Genomic DNA, 15,317 nt, shown 5'->3' with positions numbered 1-15,317 from the left:
CGATACTTCAAAGTAAAATTATAACATTCAATTTTTAAAAGTTCTAACCTAATTTTACCTGTTATCGCGAAAATTTAAAATTTTAAGTTTTAAACCAAAACCCGTGTCGTGCCGGATTATGCGCCTTCTATGCGGAGCTGTTCCACAAGAGAGCCGATACGTTCCAGCGCTTCGTTCAACTGCGCCACGGAAGTGGCATACGAACAGCGGAGGTAGCCTTCCCCGCCCAGACCGAATACATTACCGGGGACCGCCGCCACGCGATATTCCAGCAACAGCCGCCGGGCGAATTCGTCGGAGGAGAGGCCAGTGGCCGCTATGCTGGGGAACGCATAGAACGCTCCCTGCGGCTCATGGCATTCCAGACCCGCTTCCCGCAGCCCTTTGACGATCAGCCGGCGGCGCTGGTTATACGAATCCACCATCCGGTCCTTCTCTTCCAGTCCGTTCGTCAGCGCTTCAAGCGCCGCAACCTGTCCCATGGAAGGCGCGCACATCACTGTGTATTGATGGATCTTCAGCATTGCGGCAATCAGCTCGGGATGCCCGCAGGCGTAGCCCATCCGCCAGCCGGTCATGGCGAAAGCCTTCGAGAAGCCGCTGACGAGAATCGTCCGGTCCCGCATGCCCGGCAGCGAAGCGAAGCTGATATGATTCGAACCGTAGGTCAGCTCTGCGTAGATTTCGTCGGAAATGACGATCAGATCATGCTTCTCGACCACCTTCGCGATCGGTTCCCAGTCTTCCCGGGTCATGATCGCGCCCGTCGGATTGCTCGGATAGCAGAGAATCAGCACCTTCGACCGCGGCGTAACCGCTGCTTCCAGAGCAGCCGCCGTCAGCTTGAATTCGTCGGCGCCGAAGGTCTCGATGCCGACCGGAACCCCTCCTCCGATCGAAGTAATCGGAGAGTAGGAAATATAGCAAGGCTCGGGAATGAGAATCTCGTCTCCCGGAGCAATCAGGGCCCGAAGCGCCAGATCAATCGCTTCGCTGCCTCCGACGGTTGCGATAATTTCATTGGCCGGGTTGTAATCGACGGAGAAGCGGCGGTGCAGATAGCTTGCGATGGCTTCTCTCAGCTCCGGCATGCCTGCATTGGAGGTATAGCCCGTGAAGCCGCGTTCCAGCGAATAGACGCAGGCTTCCCGGACATGCCATGGCGTCTTGAAATCGGGTTCGCCGACGCCGAGCGAAATGATGTCCTTGCTGCCAGCCGCCAGGTCGAAGAATTTGCGGATTCCGGACGGCTGGATCTGCTGTACAAGCGGCGACAGGTACGAGCCCATCGACCGGCCGCCCTGTTCCCCGGCGGATGGGGTCTGGTTCGTTATCATGGCTTCAGTTCATCCTTTACGGGGAGATCATCAGGCGGTTATCTTCTTCGTGCTCTTCAAAGATAATGCCGTCCTGCTTGTATTTCTTCAGGGTAAAGTTGGTCTTGGTCGAGAGAACGGAGTCGATCGGGGACAGCTTCTCGGAGACGAAATTCGCCACCTCGCGCAGATTCCGGCCCTCCACCTCGACCAGCAGGTCATAGGCGCCCGACATCAGATAGACCGATTTCACCTGCGGATATAAATAAATACGCTCGGCGATACCCTCGAACCCGCGGCCGCGCTCGGGCGTGATCTGTACCTCGATCAGTGCGGTTACCCGTTCGTCGTCCACCTTGTCCCAGTTGACGACCGTCGCGTATTTCACAATGACATGCTCCTGTTCCATCTGTTCGATGGCGGCCTTGATCTCTTCTTCCTCCGCACCGAGCAGTGTTGCCAGCAGCGCAGGGGTCCGTCTCGAATCCTCCTTGAGCAGCTCCAGCACTTTCCTCTTCAGTTCGTCCATCGCTTCCACGCCTTCCCTCCGGGTTAGAGTTTATTACTAATATGACATGAAAGGGGGATCTCTGCAAACAAAATCCGGGTCTGAACCGGCAGCAAGAAGGATAATTTCAGGGGGGTATTCCTTTAATTTCATTATCGCTAACCGGTTCCCGGAAGCGATAAGATAAACACGCTTCGAAATTGTAAGCGATTCCATAAAGTTCAAGGAGGAAGCATGTTTATGAGGAAGTTTTGGAATGTGGCGCTGACCTGCCTGCTGTTGCTCAGCTGGCCGGGCCTGATGGCGCCGCCGGCCGCTTCGGCCGCCTCCGTGGTCATTGCGGATTACGGCTTCGAGAACAATACTGCCCAGGGCTGGTCCCAGATGGGCAGCGGCTCTCTCGCGGCAGTGAGCCAGGATGTCTATGCGTCCCACGGCGGGAGCTACAGTCTGCTCACAAGCGGACGCACCGCCGCCTGGAATGCGCCGAGCCTGAATGTCACACCCCTGCTGAAAGCCGGAGGCGTCTATTCCATCTCCGCCTATGTCCGGGCTGCGCTGCCTGCGGACGCCGGCAAGCTTAAGATCACCGTCAAGCGTACCGCAGACGGCTCCGATCATTATGACCAGGTTACCGATGCGGCTTCCGTCGCCGGGAGCGGCTGGGTCAAGCTTGAAGGCAGCTATACGTATTCCGCTGCCTCCTCTCTGCTTCTGTACATCGAGAGCGATCAGGCCTCCGCGCCTTATTTGATCGACGATGTCCGGATCGAAGAGACTGCGGCCCCGGCCCCCGGGGGAGATCCGGGCAATGGCGGAGGCGAGGCCGTGGCGATCCACACGGATTATGAAGACGGCACTCTGCAAGGCTGGGCCAGCCGCACCGGAACCGAGAAGGTTGCGGTCGTTGCGGACACCGCTCAATCCGGTTCCCGCAGCCTGCTGATTACCGAACGGCCCCAGAGCTACGCCGGACCGGCTCTGGATCTGACCGACCGGGTTCATGCCGGCTCCAAGTACCGGATCTCCGCCTGGGCCAAGCTCGCCGATCCCGCCGCTTCCGCCGAGCTTCGTCTGAGCCTTCAGGCGGACAGCGGCGGCAAGACGTCCTACCTGACCGCCGTCGGCAATACGACCGTAACCGGTGCGCAGTGGGTTCATCTGACCGGCGATTATGTCATTAGCGCCGCGTTCGATACGCTGTCAATCTATGTAGAGTCGGCCAGCGGCACGGACTCCTTCTACCTGGATCATTTTGAGCTGGACTCTCTCACCACACTGCCCGTCCAGACTTCGCTGGCTTCCGTCTATCAGGCCTACAGCGGTTATTTCCCGGTGGGCGTGGAAGTAGAGCCCGGCGAAGTTACCGGCGAGCACGGCAAGCTGCTGGCGCTGCATTTCAACAGCATCGTGGCCGGGAACTCCATGAAATGGGATGCCACCGAGCCGCAGGAGAACCAGTTCGTGTTCGAGGGCAGGGGCGACGTTCTGGCGGATTATGCCAGAGCGAACGGCATCGGCATGCGCGGCCATACGCTGCTGTGGCACCAGCAGGTGCCAGACTGGCTGTTCAAGCATGCCGACGGCACGGATCTGACCGGCTCCGAAGAAGACAAGGCGCTGCTCCGGAGCCGTCTGGAGAACCATATCAAGCATGTCGTTCAGCATTTCAACGACGTCGTCTACACCTGGGACGTCGTCAACGAAGTCATCGACGAGACCCAGCCCGACGGATTCCGCCGGAGCAAATGGTATCAGATTCTTGGACCGGAATACATCGACGATGCTTTTCTCTATGCCAAGAAATATGTCAAGCCCGGCGCTACGCTTATTATCAACGATTACGGCACCACCAACGTGAAGAAGCGCCAGTTCCTGTACAACCTTGTCAAAGACATGAAAGCCCGCGGCATTCCGGTGGACGGGGTCGGCCATCAGATGCACAACACCGTGGAAGGCCCTTCGCCTGCCGAAATCCGGCAGACCATGGAAATGTTCGCCGGCCTCGGGGTCGAGAACCAGGTGACGGAGCTCGATGTCAGTGTCTATCCGAACGACAGCGCGAGCGGCTACAGTTCGCTCCCGCAAGAGCTTGCGCTCAGACAAGCCTACTATTACCGCGATATGTTCCGGACCTTCAAAACCCTGAAGACTACGGCCCATTTGACCGGCGTCACGCTCTGGGGAATGGCGGACGACAACTCCTGGCTGTCGAAGCCGGAGCGGACCGATTATCCGCTGCTGTTCGACCATCAGCTTCAGGCCAAGCCTGCCTATTACGGGGTAGCAGCCCCCGGCGAGCTCCCGGTGCTGAACCGCACGCTCACCATCAGCCGCGGAACTCCGGTCGTCGACGGACGGACGGAGACGCTGTGGGATGCGATAAGCCCTGTATCCGTCCAGACGGAAGACGGGAACTCCGCAGGCGCCTTCAAGGCCATGTGGGATGAGGGCAATCTGTATGTCTATGCGGAAGCGGAGGATGCCTCCTACCAGTCCAATGACCGGATTGAACTGTTCCTTGACGCCGACAATGCCAAGAGCAAGAGCTATGACGCCAATGACCGCCGCCTGACGCTGAACCGTTCGGGCAGCGGAACGGACGGCATCGTGTACCGCGTCTACGAGCGTTCCGGCGGCTACGCGGTCGAGGCGAAGATTCCGCTGGCCGGCGCAGCCGGCAAGAAGATCGGTTATGATCTGCGGATGACGAATGCCGGCACCGGCGCGTCCGCTTCGTGGAATGATTTTACCGGCCGCCAGGAACAGGACCCGTCCCAATTCGGGACATTGGTCTATGGCGACGCCCTGAAGCTCGGCGAGGCTGCGCCGGCTGCGCCCGCAGTAGACGGCGCAGAAGACGCCGCCTGGGCCGCCGCTCCGGAATACCGCACGGCGGTACCGGTTCAAGGCACAGACGGAGCGGCCGCTTCCTTCAAGGTTCTCTGGAACGCCGACCGGCTGTACGTCTTCGCGCATGTTCAGGACAGCCATCTCAGCAAGGCCAGCGCGAATGCCTATGAGCAGGACTCGATCGAAATTTTTGTCGATCCCGACAACGGCAAGACTTCGTATTACGGTGCGGAGGACGGCCAGTACCGGGTGAACTTCGACAATGAACAGAGCTATGGCGGAGCCGCTTCGGCTTCCAACTTCACGGCCAAGACCCGGGTGACCGATGCCGGGTACGATGTCGAAGCCGCCATTCAGCTTCCTTCGGCCGCTGCGGCGGGACAGCTGATCGGCTTCGACCTTCAGGTCAACGATGACGGCGACGGGGACGGCGTCCGCGATCATGTCATGATCTGGAGCGACCCGTCGGGACAGTCCTGGCAGAACACCTCCAAGTGGGGCACCCTTCTGCTGAAGGCCCCGGCTTCCGCTTCCGAGACGGCAAGCCCGGCCCCTTCCGCTTCGGCGCCGGCGGCTTCCCGACCGGCCAATACCGGCGAAATTCAGCTGGCTTCCGGCGGGACCTTGACGCTTAACGGCGCAACTCTGGTATTCCCGGCAGGAGCCATGGACAACGGCGTCCTGCGGGTTACGGTCTCGAAAGTCACCAACACCGGTAACCTTGTTCTGGCCGCCGGTCAGAAGCTCGCGGGCGACGTCTATGATCTGTCCAAGGATCGGACCGGGAACTTCGTCAAGCCGGTAACGCTTACGCTTCCGTTTGACCCTTCCCGGCTGAGCAAGGGCGAGCAGGCCGGCCTTTACACCTATGACGAAACGGCGCGGACCTGGAGTCCGCTGGAGAAGGCCGTAGTGAATCCGGAACGCGCCACCGTGACCGCTGCCGTCTATCACTTCTCCAAGTACGCCGTGCTGGCGGTGGCCCCGTCGGCTGCGGTTGTTCCCGCCGCGCCGGAACTGAAGGACCTGAAGGGCCACTGGGCCGCCGAAGCCGTCTCCCGGCTGATTGAGCGCGGCGCCCTGCATGGCTATCCCGACCACACCTTCCGGCCGGATGCCGCTATCACGCGCGCCGAATTCACATCGCTGCTGGTCCAGGCGTTCAAGCTGTCCGCTGCGCAGTCAGCGGCCTTCACGGATACGCGCGGCCACTGGGCTGAAGCGGCCATCGGAACGGCGGCGGCCTTCGGCATTACAGAGGGTTACGAAGACGGAACCTTCCGTCCGGCCGCCCCGCTTACCCGCGAACAGATGGCGGTCATGACCGCCCGCGCCGCCAAGCTCTCCTCCGGCGCTTCCGGGCCGGACCTGCTGAGCTTTCGCGACGGCAAGGCAGTCTCCGCCTGGGCGAAGGCCCCGCTGGCCGCGCTTCTTGCTTCCGGCAAGCTGAGCGGCTACCCCGACGGCACGCTCCGGCCGGGAGCGGCCGCGTCGCGCGCCGAGGCCGCCGTGCTCGTCGCCGGACTGCTCCCGCAGTCCTAGGCCTGGGCGGCACACGGCACTGACCGCGGCCAAAAGGGCGGCGAACCGCCTCCCGGCCGTGGCACGGCCGCCGGATTGCTGCCCCGGCTGCCCGCCGCATTGCGGAGGGCATCCCCAGGATTGGCAAGATTCCCCGGTCCCTCCAAGTCGGCATAAGAAAAGAGCCTTCCAGCGAAGGCTCTTTCTTGTGTTCGGCCAGCTCTGTAGTTACAGTCCCTGCTCGGCCATCTCCAGCAGGCGGCTTACCGTCACCAGTTCATACCCCTGCTTTCGCAGCTCGGGAACGAGCACCGATACCGCTTCGACTGTCTGGGACCGATCCCCCAGGCCGTCGTGGAAGATCAGGATGCTGCCGGGCCGGACCTCGCTGCGCGTATGCTCCAGAATATGCGCCGTCCCCGGCATTCTCCAGTCTTCGGCCTCCAGATTGGCGGCGCCTACGGCTCTGTAGCCCATAGCCGCGCCCGTCCGGGCCGTCTCCGCGTCAATGGCAAGATACGGAGGACGGAACAGCCGGGGTCTTCTTCCCGTCAAGGCTTCCAGCAGCCGGTCCGCAGATTCCAGCTCCGCCCGGCGTTCCGCTTCGGTCAATGCGGTCAGACTGGCATGGGTCTGCGTGTGGTTGCCGAGCTCATGCCCTTCCACATGAAGCATCCGGGCGATGTCCGCGCTGCGCTCTAGCTCCTGTCCGATCACGAAGAAGGTGGCTCTGCCGCCGTTCCGGCGCAGAATGTCCGCGATTTCCGGCGTATAGGCCGGATCAGGTCCGTCGTCGAAGGTCAGGGCAACCGCCAGCCTCCGTACCGGAACCCGGTCCACCAGGAAGGATTCCGTCCTCTTCTCTCCAGCGTCTCCCGTCTCCATCAGCGTCCTCTCCGTTCATCCAGCCACAGAATGCTGGTTACGCCGCGCGGATAGTACTTGCTGCCCGAGATCTCCCCGGAGATGATCTGATCGCTCCAGCTCCAGACCGACAGCTCGGGATGCGTCAGCCAGGCGGCATGGGCGGCGTCTGCGGCCTTTCCCTGCTCAGTCCAGGCCAGACCCAGCAGCTCGCGGGCAATATACTGGCAGAGGTAGATTTTACTCAGCCAGGAATTGTTGCTCGTCGAGGAGATCTTCCAGCCTCCGTCCGGGAACAGGCATACCCCCGGCTTCAGCACCGTAGTCAGATGCGTCTTCAGCATGCGGATATAGGCGCCGTAGAGGCCTTCTTCCTCCAGTGCTTCGGCGCAGCCGGTATACTTGGGGAAGACGAGACCTTCGATGGCCGGGATAATCCGGGAGTCGTTGCCTTCTCCGAGAACGGCGGGGATGTAGCCTTCCTCCGTAGCATGGGCAACGAGCGTATCCGCGCACCGGCGGGCCTGTTCCGCAGCCGCCTTCGCTTCCTCGGGGCGCCCCCCTTCGCGGAACAGCCGTTCCATCGCCACATAGGCGGCCCAGCATTTGCCGGCCAGATAAATATTGCCCCGGGCCTGGCCCAGCGAGACATCGAGACTGTCATAGGTCGTAATCTCTGCCCCGCCCATGCAGCGGGTGCTGTCCAGCCCCATGATGCCGCTTCGCTTCCCGGGATCGGGATGATCCCGGTTCTGCATGCTGGCCAGGCAGGAGGCGAAGGTGTCCAGACGGCGGGCGGCCCAGCCGCGGTCTCCCGTCTGCTCGATGTAGGCCGCCGCAGTCAGCACCCAATTCACGAGCTGCTCATGCGTCATGTGCGAGAAGCAATCGTTCAGACCATAGAGCTCATAGGCGGAATAGCCCGGCCGGGAGAACACATTGGCGACGCCCATATCGTGGGTGAAGCTCAGGCCGCCCGGATACACCTCCGGGTCGCCGGGGAAGCGGACACGGTCCTCGTAGCTGTAGCGCTCCAGGAACAGGTCCAGTTCATTGCGCACAGTCCAAGGGTTCATTTTCAGCTCGAAGAACATTTGATCCACCGTCAGGTCGAACGTATTCATCATCCGGTATTCGCCTTCGTTGACAACCCAGAGGGGCCGCCCGTCCGACTCCAGCAGCTGAGTGCAGCCGTAATAGCTGCGGATGGCGTGGGCCATCATGAATTTCTGGTCATCCGAGAGCGGCGCTTCGTCGATAATCGCGTTGCAGGCCAGCGCCGCCGACTTGATGGCATCGAAGCGGTCAAGCGCGAAGGCGGCCACCTCTTCCAGACTGGCGAAGTAGCGGTTGTAGTAATAGCGGGTGTCCAGCCCCGCCGTGACCAGCCCCGACCGGTGAAAAGCGACGGCGAACCGGAAGGTCTGCGATTCTCCCGGCGGCACATCCATGACCAGGGCCCCGACCGGCCCCAGGCCGAAGGACCAATTCTCCTTCAGCTCTGCCGTGATGATATTCTCCAGGCTGAAGTGCATGGCCGACCGGCAGCTGCCCCGGCGGGCGGCAATGGCCGTGATCCGTCCCTGGGCGATCCCCGTCAGCCGCTCATCCGTATCGTCCAGTCTTCTCATGGCGGTGTACGGATCGCTGCCTTGGTAGCCGAAGAAGGCGCGGCGGACCGACTTGCCGCGGGTATTGTCGATGACAAGCTCGGCCAACACCGCAGGCACCAGCACTTCCTTCAGTTCATCATCGCCGGCGGTGTCCGGATCGGGAACCGAGCGGACCGGCGAATAGAGCGACAGGCTCAGATCGCCGCAGGTCCAGGTATCGCTTCCAAGCCGGAAATCCCGTTCGATGGCATCGGGGTCCGCCGGAAGCAGAATCCTCGGCTTGACCGGATTCGGGTCCGGGTTCTCGATGTCGTAGCGGGAGCTCTCGTCGGCCTGGCTCTCGAAGAACGGGAGCGTCTCATAGAGACCCGGCCGGTCAGCCCGTTCCAGCCCGATGAACAGGTTCTGGCGCGGCGGCCTTCCCAGTTCGAGATCCAGACCGCCGCTTCGGCCCGGAGAGCCGAGAGTGAAGCTGGAGAATGCGCCGATCGGCGCATGATGGGCATTGAACATTCGATTGGCAGGCAATTTGATCATTCGTCTTCTTCTCCTTTTGTACCCGTACGGGCTGCGTCGGTTACGCTCCAGAACGAAGCTTTTGGCCGAAGCTTCTCGTCGAACAGGAACGGCCAGTTTTTGCGGCCCCGCACCGGGAAATAATCCAGCCAGGTATAATCGTCGGCGACTCCCCAGAAGGTGACGGAATCGATCACATCGGCATATTCCCGGAAGAGCCCGAAGATTTCCTCGTACCGCTGCCGCTGGAGAGACATCATCTCTACGGACGGGAAGTCAAGGTCATTGCGCCGGTCCTCGAACCGGTACATCGACAGGTCCAGCTCGGTGATATGCAGCCGCAGTCCCAGCGAGGCGTAACGCTCGATGGCCTCCCGGATCTCCGCAAGAGACGGTTCGTAGATATTCCAGTGCGCCTGAAGGCCGACGCCGTGGATCGGCGCGCCCTGTTCCAGCAGGGACCGCAGCAGCTCGTAGATTTTCTCCCTCTTGACCGGGTCGGTCTCGTTATAGTCATTATAGAAGAGCAGCGCCTCCGGGTCGGCTTCATGGGCGGCTTCAAAGGCGGCCTGAATGAAGTCCGGGCCGATGATATCCAGCCACGGCGACGGGCGAAGCGCCCGGTCCGTCTTGTCGTCGACGGCTTCGTTGACGACATCCCAGGCGTAAGCCCGGCCCTTATAGCGTCCCACGACCGTCCGGATATGCTCCCGCATCCGTTCCAGCAGCCGCTCCCGGGCAACCGGCGTCCCGTCCTTCTCCAGGAACATCCAGGCCGGCACCTGATTGTGCCAGACCAGGGTATGTCCCCGGACGGCAATCCCGTTCTTCCCGGCCCAGTCAATAATCCGGTCCGCCGCCGCAAAATCATACCGCTCTTCCTCCGGATGAATCTCTTCCGGCTTCATCTCATTCTCGGCGGTGACGCTGCTGAAGTGCCCGGCTATGAAGTCGCCCTGCGCCTCCAGAATGCGCGTGCTTACAGCCGCGCCGACCTTAAAGTGCTTCCGGAACGTCTCTTTCAGCGACGGCATTGCTTGTCGGATATCCAATTCCATGTCTGTTCCTCCTCAAAGATCGCTGTGGCCCGCACGGGGCCTACTCTAATGATAGCGCTCTCCAAATCCGCCGCCATCCATAGATTAAAGCAATCTCCCCCTCATCCTTTAGATTGTTGAAGCTGCCGGTAAGCCGCCGGCTTCATGCCGGTGCGCTTCTCGAATTCCTTCAGAAAATGGTGATAATGCTGGTACCCCGTTTCTTCCGCAATCAGCCGGATCGTCTCCTCCGATTCCCCCAGACGCTTCTTGGCCTCTTCGATCCGGAGATCATGCACATATTCCAGCAGGCTGATTCCGTTCTTCTTGATGAACGCCTGGCCGAGATAGACCGGATGAATAAAGAACTGCTCCCCCAGCTCCTTGACGGTCAGCGGCTCCCGGAAATGCTGCTGCAAATACCGCTCGATCTGCGTCAGCGGATGCCGGGAGTCCTGCTCCCGGTGGTCCCGGATGCGGCGCATTACCTGAAGCAGAAAGGCATGAAGCGACTCCTCCAGCGCGTGCAGCGACTTCGGCTCGCTCCGCACCAGAGCAATGAAATCTCTTCCCAAATCGGAGGAGTCGCCCATTTCCCGGAGCGCTTCCAGACTGCGGAGCACGAGATTAATGCCGACCATATAGACGACCTCCGGGGCGGTTCGTTCCTCGCGGAAGCGGTCGAAGAGCCGTCTCATCCGCTCCCCGGCCTCCTCCTCCCGGAGACATTCGACGTGGGCCATCAGCTCATCGGCAATGCCGAAGGATCCGAGGTCGTAGCTGAAGGAGGGCGGAATGCTCTGCGCGTAATCGACCGGACCGTCCAGATCGGTATGAAAAAAGAAGCGGAGCGCCGTATCCGCAGCTCCCGCGTAGGAGGCGGCAAGCTCCCGCCAGGAGCGTACCTGCGGTCCGACGGTTACCGGACGCCGGGAACCCCGGCTGCGCAGGCCCGCGTGAATCCGACGGGCCAGCGGTCCGGCCTGGTCCGGGTCGGCCGACGCCAAGCCCGCCTGATTCGCATACAGTTCAATGAACCAGGTTCCTGCCGGAAGCTCAAGCGAGCGGCACCACTGCATATCCGCTTCCGTGACGCCCTCCAGATGGATGTATCTCCAGCCGGGGGTCTGCTCGTCGATCCGGTCCAGCGCCGCTGCCTCCTTGTCCGCAGCCTCCAGGCTCTCCCCCCGGAGAGAACCGGCTATCGCCGCGGACAGCAGCAGCTCGTTCATCCGGCTCTGCTGCTGCTTCCGCAGAGAGCGTTCATTCAGTTCCCGCTGAACCTTCGCAAGCGTTGCTTCCCATTCGGGCTCCATCACCGGCTTGAGCAGATAGGAGCGCACCCCGTGTCTCAGCGCCGTCCGGGCATAGTCGAAGTCGCCGTACCCGCTTAAGATCACGAAGAGCGGGTCGCAGACGCCGGCTTCCCGCACCCGGCTGATCAGCTCTAGGCCGTCCATTCCCGGCATCCGGATGTCGGTAATCACGAGATCCGGACGGCAGTCGAGAATCCGGGAGAGAGCCTCCTCTCCGTTCTCGCACATTCCGCAGATTTCGAAGCCTTCTTCCTTCCAATCCGCCATAAGCCGGAGTCCTTCCAGCGCCATAAGTTCATCGTCCGCCAGCACGACCTTATACATCGCCATTCTCCTCTTCCTTCGTTATGACCAATTCCAGCGGAATCCGGATCCGTATTGTGGTTCCTTCATGAATCCGGCTCTCGATGCGGAGCTCGGCCCGGCCCTGATAATAGAGGTCCAGTCGCTTGGACACGTTGCGCAGTCCGATATTCCGCCCCGAATTCTCGTCGCTTCGCAGATGCCGTTCAATCTCCTCCAGCTTCTCCGCGTCCAGTCCGATTCCGTTGTCCCGGACCGCAATCCGCAGCTCTTCTCCTTGCGCGTAGACTCCGATGGCAATCCGCCGCAGCCCCTTGACGGATTGCAGCCCATGCTTGCAGGAGTTCTCGACGAGCGATTGGATGCTCATCTTCGGAATCCGGCCGCTGAGCACGCCGGGATCTACATTCAGCTCATAGCTGAACCGGTCCTGGAAGCGGAATTTCTCGATCTGGAGGTACATCTCGATCAGCTCGATCTCCTCGCTGATGGTAACCATGTCATCCTTCCAGTTCAGCAGCCGGCGCAGAATCTGGGACAGATTGCGGATAATATCGGTGACTTGCTCATACTGGTATTTCTTGCAGACGACGAGCACCGCATTCAAGGTATTGAACAGAAAATGCGGGTCCACCTGGCTCTGCAGCAGCTTCAGCTCTGCCCGGACCTGCTCCAGCTCCAGGTCTTTCTTCTGTATCTCCAGCTTGTAGACATCGTTGATGAGATTCTTGATCTTCTCGGTCATGAGATTGAAGCTGCGCAGCAGTCCTCCGATCTCATCCTTGCCCTCATACATCGCAATCGGCTCGAAGCGCTCGTATTTGACCAGCTTCATATGCTTGTAGAGCCGGCTCACCCGCGTATTGTATGAGCGGAAGATGATAGTAATCAGCACGCTCGGGACAATAATGGTCGCCAGCGCAAGCAGGATGAACAGCCGCCACGCCGACCGCTGCGCCTGGTCGGCCTGTTCGCTCTCAGGCACGCCGATCAGACGCCAGCCCTGCAGATAGCTTGCCGAGCCAAGAGGCGCGGAGAACTCCTTCCCGTTGTGTCTCGACTCCTCCGTTCCTTCTTCGAGCGGAGTCAGGAGGCCGTTGACTGCATAATACGAACGGCCGGACTCCAGCACCACCCGGTTATCGTCGTCCACCAGCCGAAGCTTCAGGTAGCTCCGTTCCTTCCGGAACAGCTCCATCAGGTTGTCCAGGCGAAGGTCAATCCGCAGATATTGCGTATGATTGAACAGATCGGGATAATTGTCCAGCTTGCGGATAATGCTGACATACACCATTTGCTGCTGCGGATTCATCGGGTTGGCATCCAGGTAGGAGACCAGGATGGCCTTGTCCCGGCTGGCCGCGATTTTGCGGTACCATCCGCTCCCGGCGTCCTCCGGCTTGATGGCAAAATAACTTCCCCCGCTGCTGATCGTCGTGTTCGATGTATACACGCCGATCCACGAAATGTAGGAATGCAGATTCGTATATTGGCGAAGCTTGTCGCGCAGAATGTCGTTGTACGTATCGTAGTAATCCGAGAAATCGGCATAATCCCGGTCCAGCAGTTCATTGAATGTCCGGTCCGCTGCAATCGTATTGCCAATCGCCACGCATTCGTCGACCATCTGCAGCAGATCATAGCTGGCCCGGTCGACTGAAATCTGCAGGTTCTCCTGCTCCTGCACCTGGGCATTATGGCCGATCTGCCGGTAGAACAGCGTGTTGATGCTCAGAATCGGCGCCAGCACACAGAGCAGATAAATGAACAGGAACTTCTGCTTGATGGGAATATCGTTGACGAGACCGAACAGATTCCATTTGCTCCTCATGTCAGCCCTCCCGGCCTCCGCTTCCGCCTTTGCGGTATGCCGATGGCGACATGCCGTTCAGGGCCTTGAATTTCTCGGTAAAATGGTCGGTGACCGTGTAGCCGACGCGTCCGGCTATATCGGATACGGCGTAATCGGTGCGTCTGAGCAGCTTCTTGGCCTCCTCAATCCGCACGCTGTGCAAATATTCATTGAAGGCCAAGCCGAACCGCTTCTTGAACCGCTGCCCCAGATAGGCCGGATTGATATGGAACTGCTCCGCCACCTGCCGGAGCTGCAGCTTCTCCCGGTAATGCTCCCGGATATAGTCCCCTACCGCCAAGGTCAGCGCATGCTCCCGCTTATCGTCCCGCTTCGCGAACCAGTCTGCCGTCTCCAGCAATTCCTCGGCCGTCGCCTGCTCCGTCGGCAGCGGGGCGGCCGGGAACCAGCGGGCTTCCCATTCCGAGCTGTCCCCCGTCTGCCGCTCGATTGCGCGCAGAAGCTTCAGCTTGAAGGTAGCAAGACAAGCCGCCGTCCAGGCCGCCGACACCCCGTTCGCCCGCAGCAAGTGAAAGAGGCGGCGGTTCTGGAGGACAACCTCCTCCCGGTCTCCCTCCAGAACCGCCTGCTGCAGCCGGTTCATCGCCTCCGCCGGTAGCGGCGCATCGGCCGGAAGCCGGTTGTCATAGTAGAGAATCCGTTCGGAAGCGGTTTCGGTAGCGCTTGCAGAATCGAGATTCCTGACGGCTGCGGCTTCCTGGTAGGCTAACGCAGCGGAAGGAAGACCTTCATGCTCCCGGCTCGCATATAGCCTTGCTCCGGGCAGGAAGCGTTCCGCGATCATCCCCGCCGCCGCTTCGACCAGTCCGGAAGGCAGCGGATGCCGGGGGGACCCCGATGCCAGCAGGAAGCCGCAGCGCCCCGGCCCGACGGCGAACGGCATAAGCTCCGCCTCCGGCCAAGGATGCTCCTGGGCCAGAGCGGCAAGCCGGTCGCGGAGCGGGGGACCGCCTCCGGGCCCGGAGCCGCCATCCACCAGCACGCAGCGGAACCGCCCCAGTTCCGGCAAGAGGGCAAGGGACTCCTCTCTGCCGGCTGCTGGGACCGGACTGCCTTCGCCGAGCAGCAGCCGCACCAGCGCCTCGCTCCGGACCCTTTCTTCCATAAGAAGCTGCTGGTTCCGTTCTTCTTCCCTCTGCCGGATTTTGGCCGCCACGCCGGCCACCGCATTCTCCAGTTCGGCTTCATCCAGCGGCTTCGTCAAATAATTGCAGATTCCATATTCCATGGCCTGGCGCGCATACTGAAAGTCGGCATACCCGCTCAGGATGATGAATTCCGCCCCGAGACGGCGTTCCGACGCCTCACGGATCAGCTCCAGACCGTCGATAACCGGCATGCGGACATCGGTGATGACCAGCTCCGGCTTCCGCTCTTCCATGAGCAGAAGCGCATCTTCCCCGTCCAGCGCCTCGCCGCAGATTTGAAAGCCGAACCGTTCCCAGTCAATCATCAGCCGGAGCCCTTCCAGCATCATCGGCTCGTCGTCGGCGAACAGCACCTTCCGCATCTCTTCAATCGCCTCCCTGCTGCTTCCGAAACAGGCGAAAACCGTCCCAGCCACAGGCTGAAACGGTCTCTTCCCGAATGGGAATCG

At 60.8% G+C, this 15,317-nt stretch carries 9 protein-coding genes; 1 reads left to right on the top strand and 8 read right to left on the bottom strand.

The window, feature by feature from the left end; translation table 11 throughout:
- Positions 1-116: 116 nt before the first annotated feature.
- Both RBI05_RS00235 and RBI05_RS00230 read right to left on the bottom strand, forming a co-directional pair.
- Complete coding sequence (locus RBI05_RS00235) at positions 117-1,337, bottom strand: aminotransferase class I/II-fold pyridoxal phosphate-dependent enzyme (RefSeq protein WP_310549718.1); 1,221 nt, start codon at positions 1,335-1,337, stop codon at positions 117-119.
- Positions 1,338-1,353: 16 nt separating this feature from the next.
- Positions 1,354-1,845 carry an Lrp/AsnC family transcriptional regulator gene (locus RBI05_RS00230; RefSeq protein WP_408638280.1) on the bottom strand — a complete coding sequence of 164 codons (492 nt, stop codon included), beginning with the start codon at positions 1,843-1,845 and terminating at the stop codon, positions 1,354-1,356.
- A gap of 219 nt (positions 1,846-2,064) precedes the next feature.
- On the opposite strand from RBI05_RS00230, the gene RBI05_RS00225 reads away from it, so the two are divergent.
- Complete coding sequence (locus RBI05_RS00225) at positions 2,065-6,219, top strand: endo-1,4-beta-xylanase (protein ID WP_310549717.1); 4,155 nt, start codon at positions 2,065-2,067, stop codon at positions 6,217-6,219.
- A gap of 207 nt (positions 6,220-6,426) precedes the next feature.
- On the opposite strand, the gene RBI05_RS00220 is transcribed toward RBI05_RS00225, so the two are convergent.
- The 6 genes from RBI05_RS00220 to RBI05_RS00195 form a co-directional block, all read right to left on the bottom strand.
- Positions 6,427-7,083 (bottom strand): polysaccharide deacetylase family protein, encoded by a 657-nt coding sequence (locus tag RBI05_RS00220; protein WP_310549716.1) that lies wholly within the window; start codon positions 7,081-7,083, stop codon positions 6,427-6,429.
- Complete coding sequence (locus RBI05_RS00215; protein WP_310550066.1) at positions 7,083-9,203, bottom strand: glycoside hydrolase family 52 protein; 2,121 nt, start codon at positions 9,201-9,203, stop codon at positions 7,083-7,085. Before RBI05_RS00215 ends, RBI05_RS00220 begins: the two co-directional genes overlap by 1 nt.
- A gap of 5 nt (positions 9,204-9,208) precedes the next feature.
- Complete coding sequence (locus tag RBI05_RS00210; protein WP_150457647.1) at positions 9,209-10,249, bottom strand: endo-1,4-beta-xylanase; 1,041 nt, start codon at positions 10,247-10,249, stop codon at positions 9,209-9,211.
- Positions 10,250-10,350: 101 nt separating this feature from the next.
- Positions 10,351-11,874 (bottom strand): response regulator transcription factor, encoded by a 1,524-nt coding sequence (locus RBI05_RS00205; RefSeq protein WP_310549715.1) that lies wholly within the window; start codon positions 11,872-11,874, stop codon positions 10,351-10,353.
- Complete coding sequence (locus RBI05_RS00200; RefSeq protein WP_150457649.1) at positions 11,861-13,678, bottom strand: cache domain-containing sensor histidine kinase; 1,818 nt, start codon at positions 13,676-13,678, stop codon at positions 11,861-11,863. The genes RBI05_RS00205 and RBI05_RS00200 overlap by 14 nt, the downstream gene beginning before the upstream one ends.
- Position 13,679: 1 nt before the next feature.
- On the bottom strand, positions 13,680-15,230 hold the full coding sequence (locus RBI05_RS00195; RefSeq protein WP_310549714.1) for a response regulator transcription factor: 1,551 nt from the start codon (positions 15,228-15,230) through the stop codon (positions 13,680-13,682).
- Between the last annotated feature and the right edge of the window lie 87 nt (positions 15,231-15,317).

The sequence above is a fragment of the Paenibacillus glufosinatiresistens genome, from assembly GCF_031470375.1.
Lineage (GTDB): Bacteria > Bacillota > Bacilli > Paenibacillales > Paenibacillaceae > Paenibacillus_AQ > Paenibacillus_AQ glufosinatiresistens.
Note: the sequence above shows the minus strand (reverse complement) of the source record. Positions and strands in the feature narration are given on the sequence as shown.

Bases quoted from the DNA above. Each gene is read 5' to 3' on its own strand.
- RBI05_RS00235 (WP_310549718.1), bottom strand. From the start codon at position 1,337: ATGATAACGAACCAGACCCCATCCGCCGGGGAACAGGGCGGCCGGTCG.
- RBI05_RS00230 (WP_408638280.1), bottom strand. From the start codon at position 1,845: ATGGACGAACTGAAGAGGAAAGTGCTGGAGCTGCTCAAGGAGGATTCG.
- RBI05_RS00225 (WP_310549717.1), top strand. From the start codon at position 2,065: ATGAGGAAGTTTTGGAATGTGGCGCTGACCTGCCTGCTGTTGCTCAGC.
- RBI05_RS00220 (WP_310549716.1), bottom strand. From the start codon at position 7,083: ATGGAGACGGGAGACGCTGGAGAGAAGAGGACGGAATCCTTCCTGGTG.
- RBI05_RS00210 (WP_150457647.1), bottom strand. From the start codon at position 10,249: ATGGAATTGGATATCCGACAAGCAATGCCGTCGCTGAAAGAGACGTTC.
- RBI05_RS00205 (WP_310549715.1), bottom strand. From the start codon at position 11,874: ATGGCGATGTATAAGGTCGTGCTGGCGGACGATGAACTTATGGCGCTG.
- RBI05_RS00200 (WP_150457649.1), bottom strand. From the start codon at position 13,678: ATGAGGAGCAAATGGAATCTGTTCGGTCTCGTCAACGATATTCCCATC.
- RBI05_RS00195 (WP_310549714.1), bottom strand. From the start codon at position 15,230: ATGCGGAAGGTGCTGTTCGCCGACGACGAGCCGATGATGCTGGAAGGG.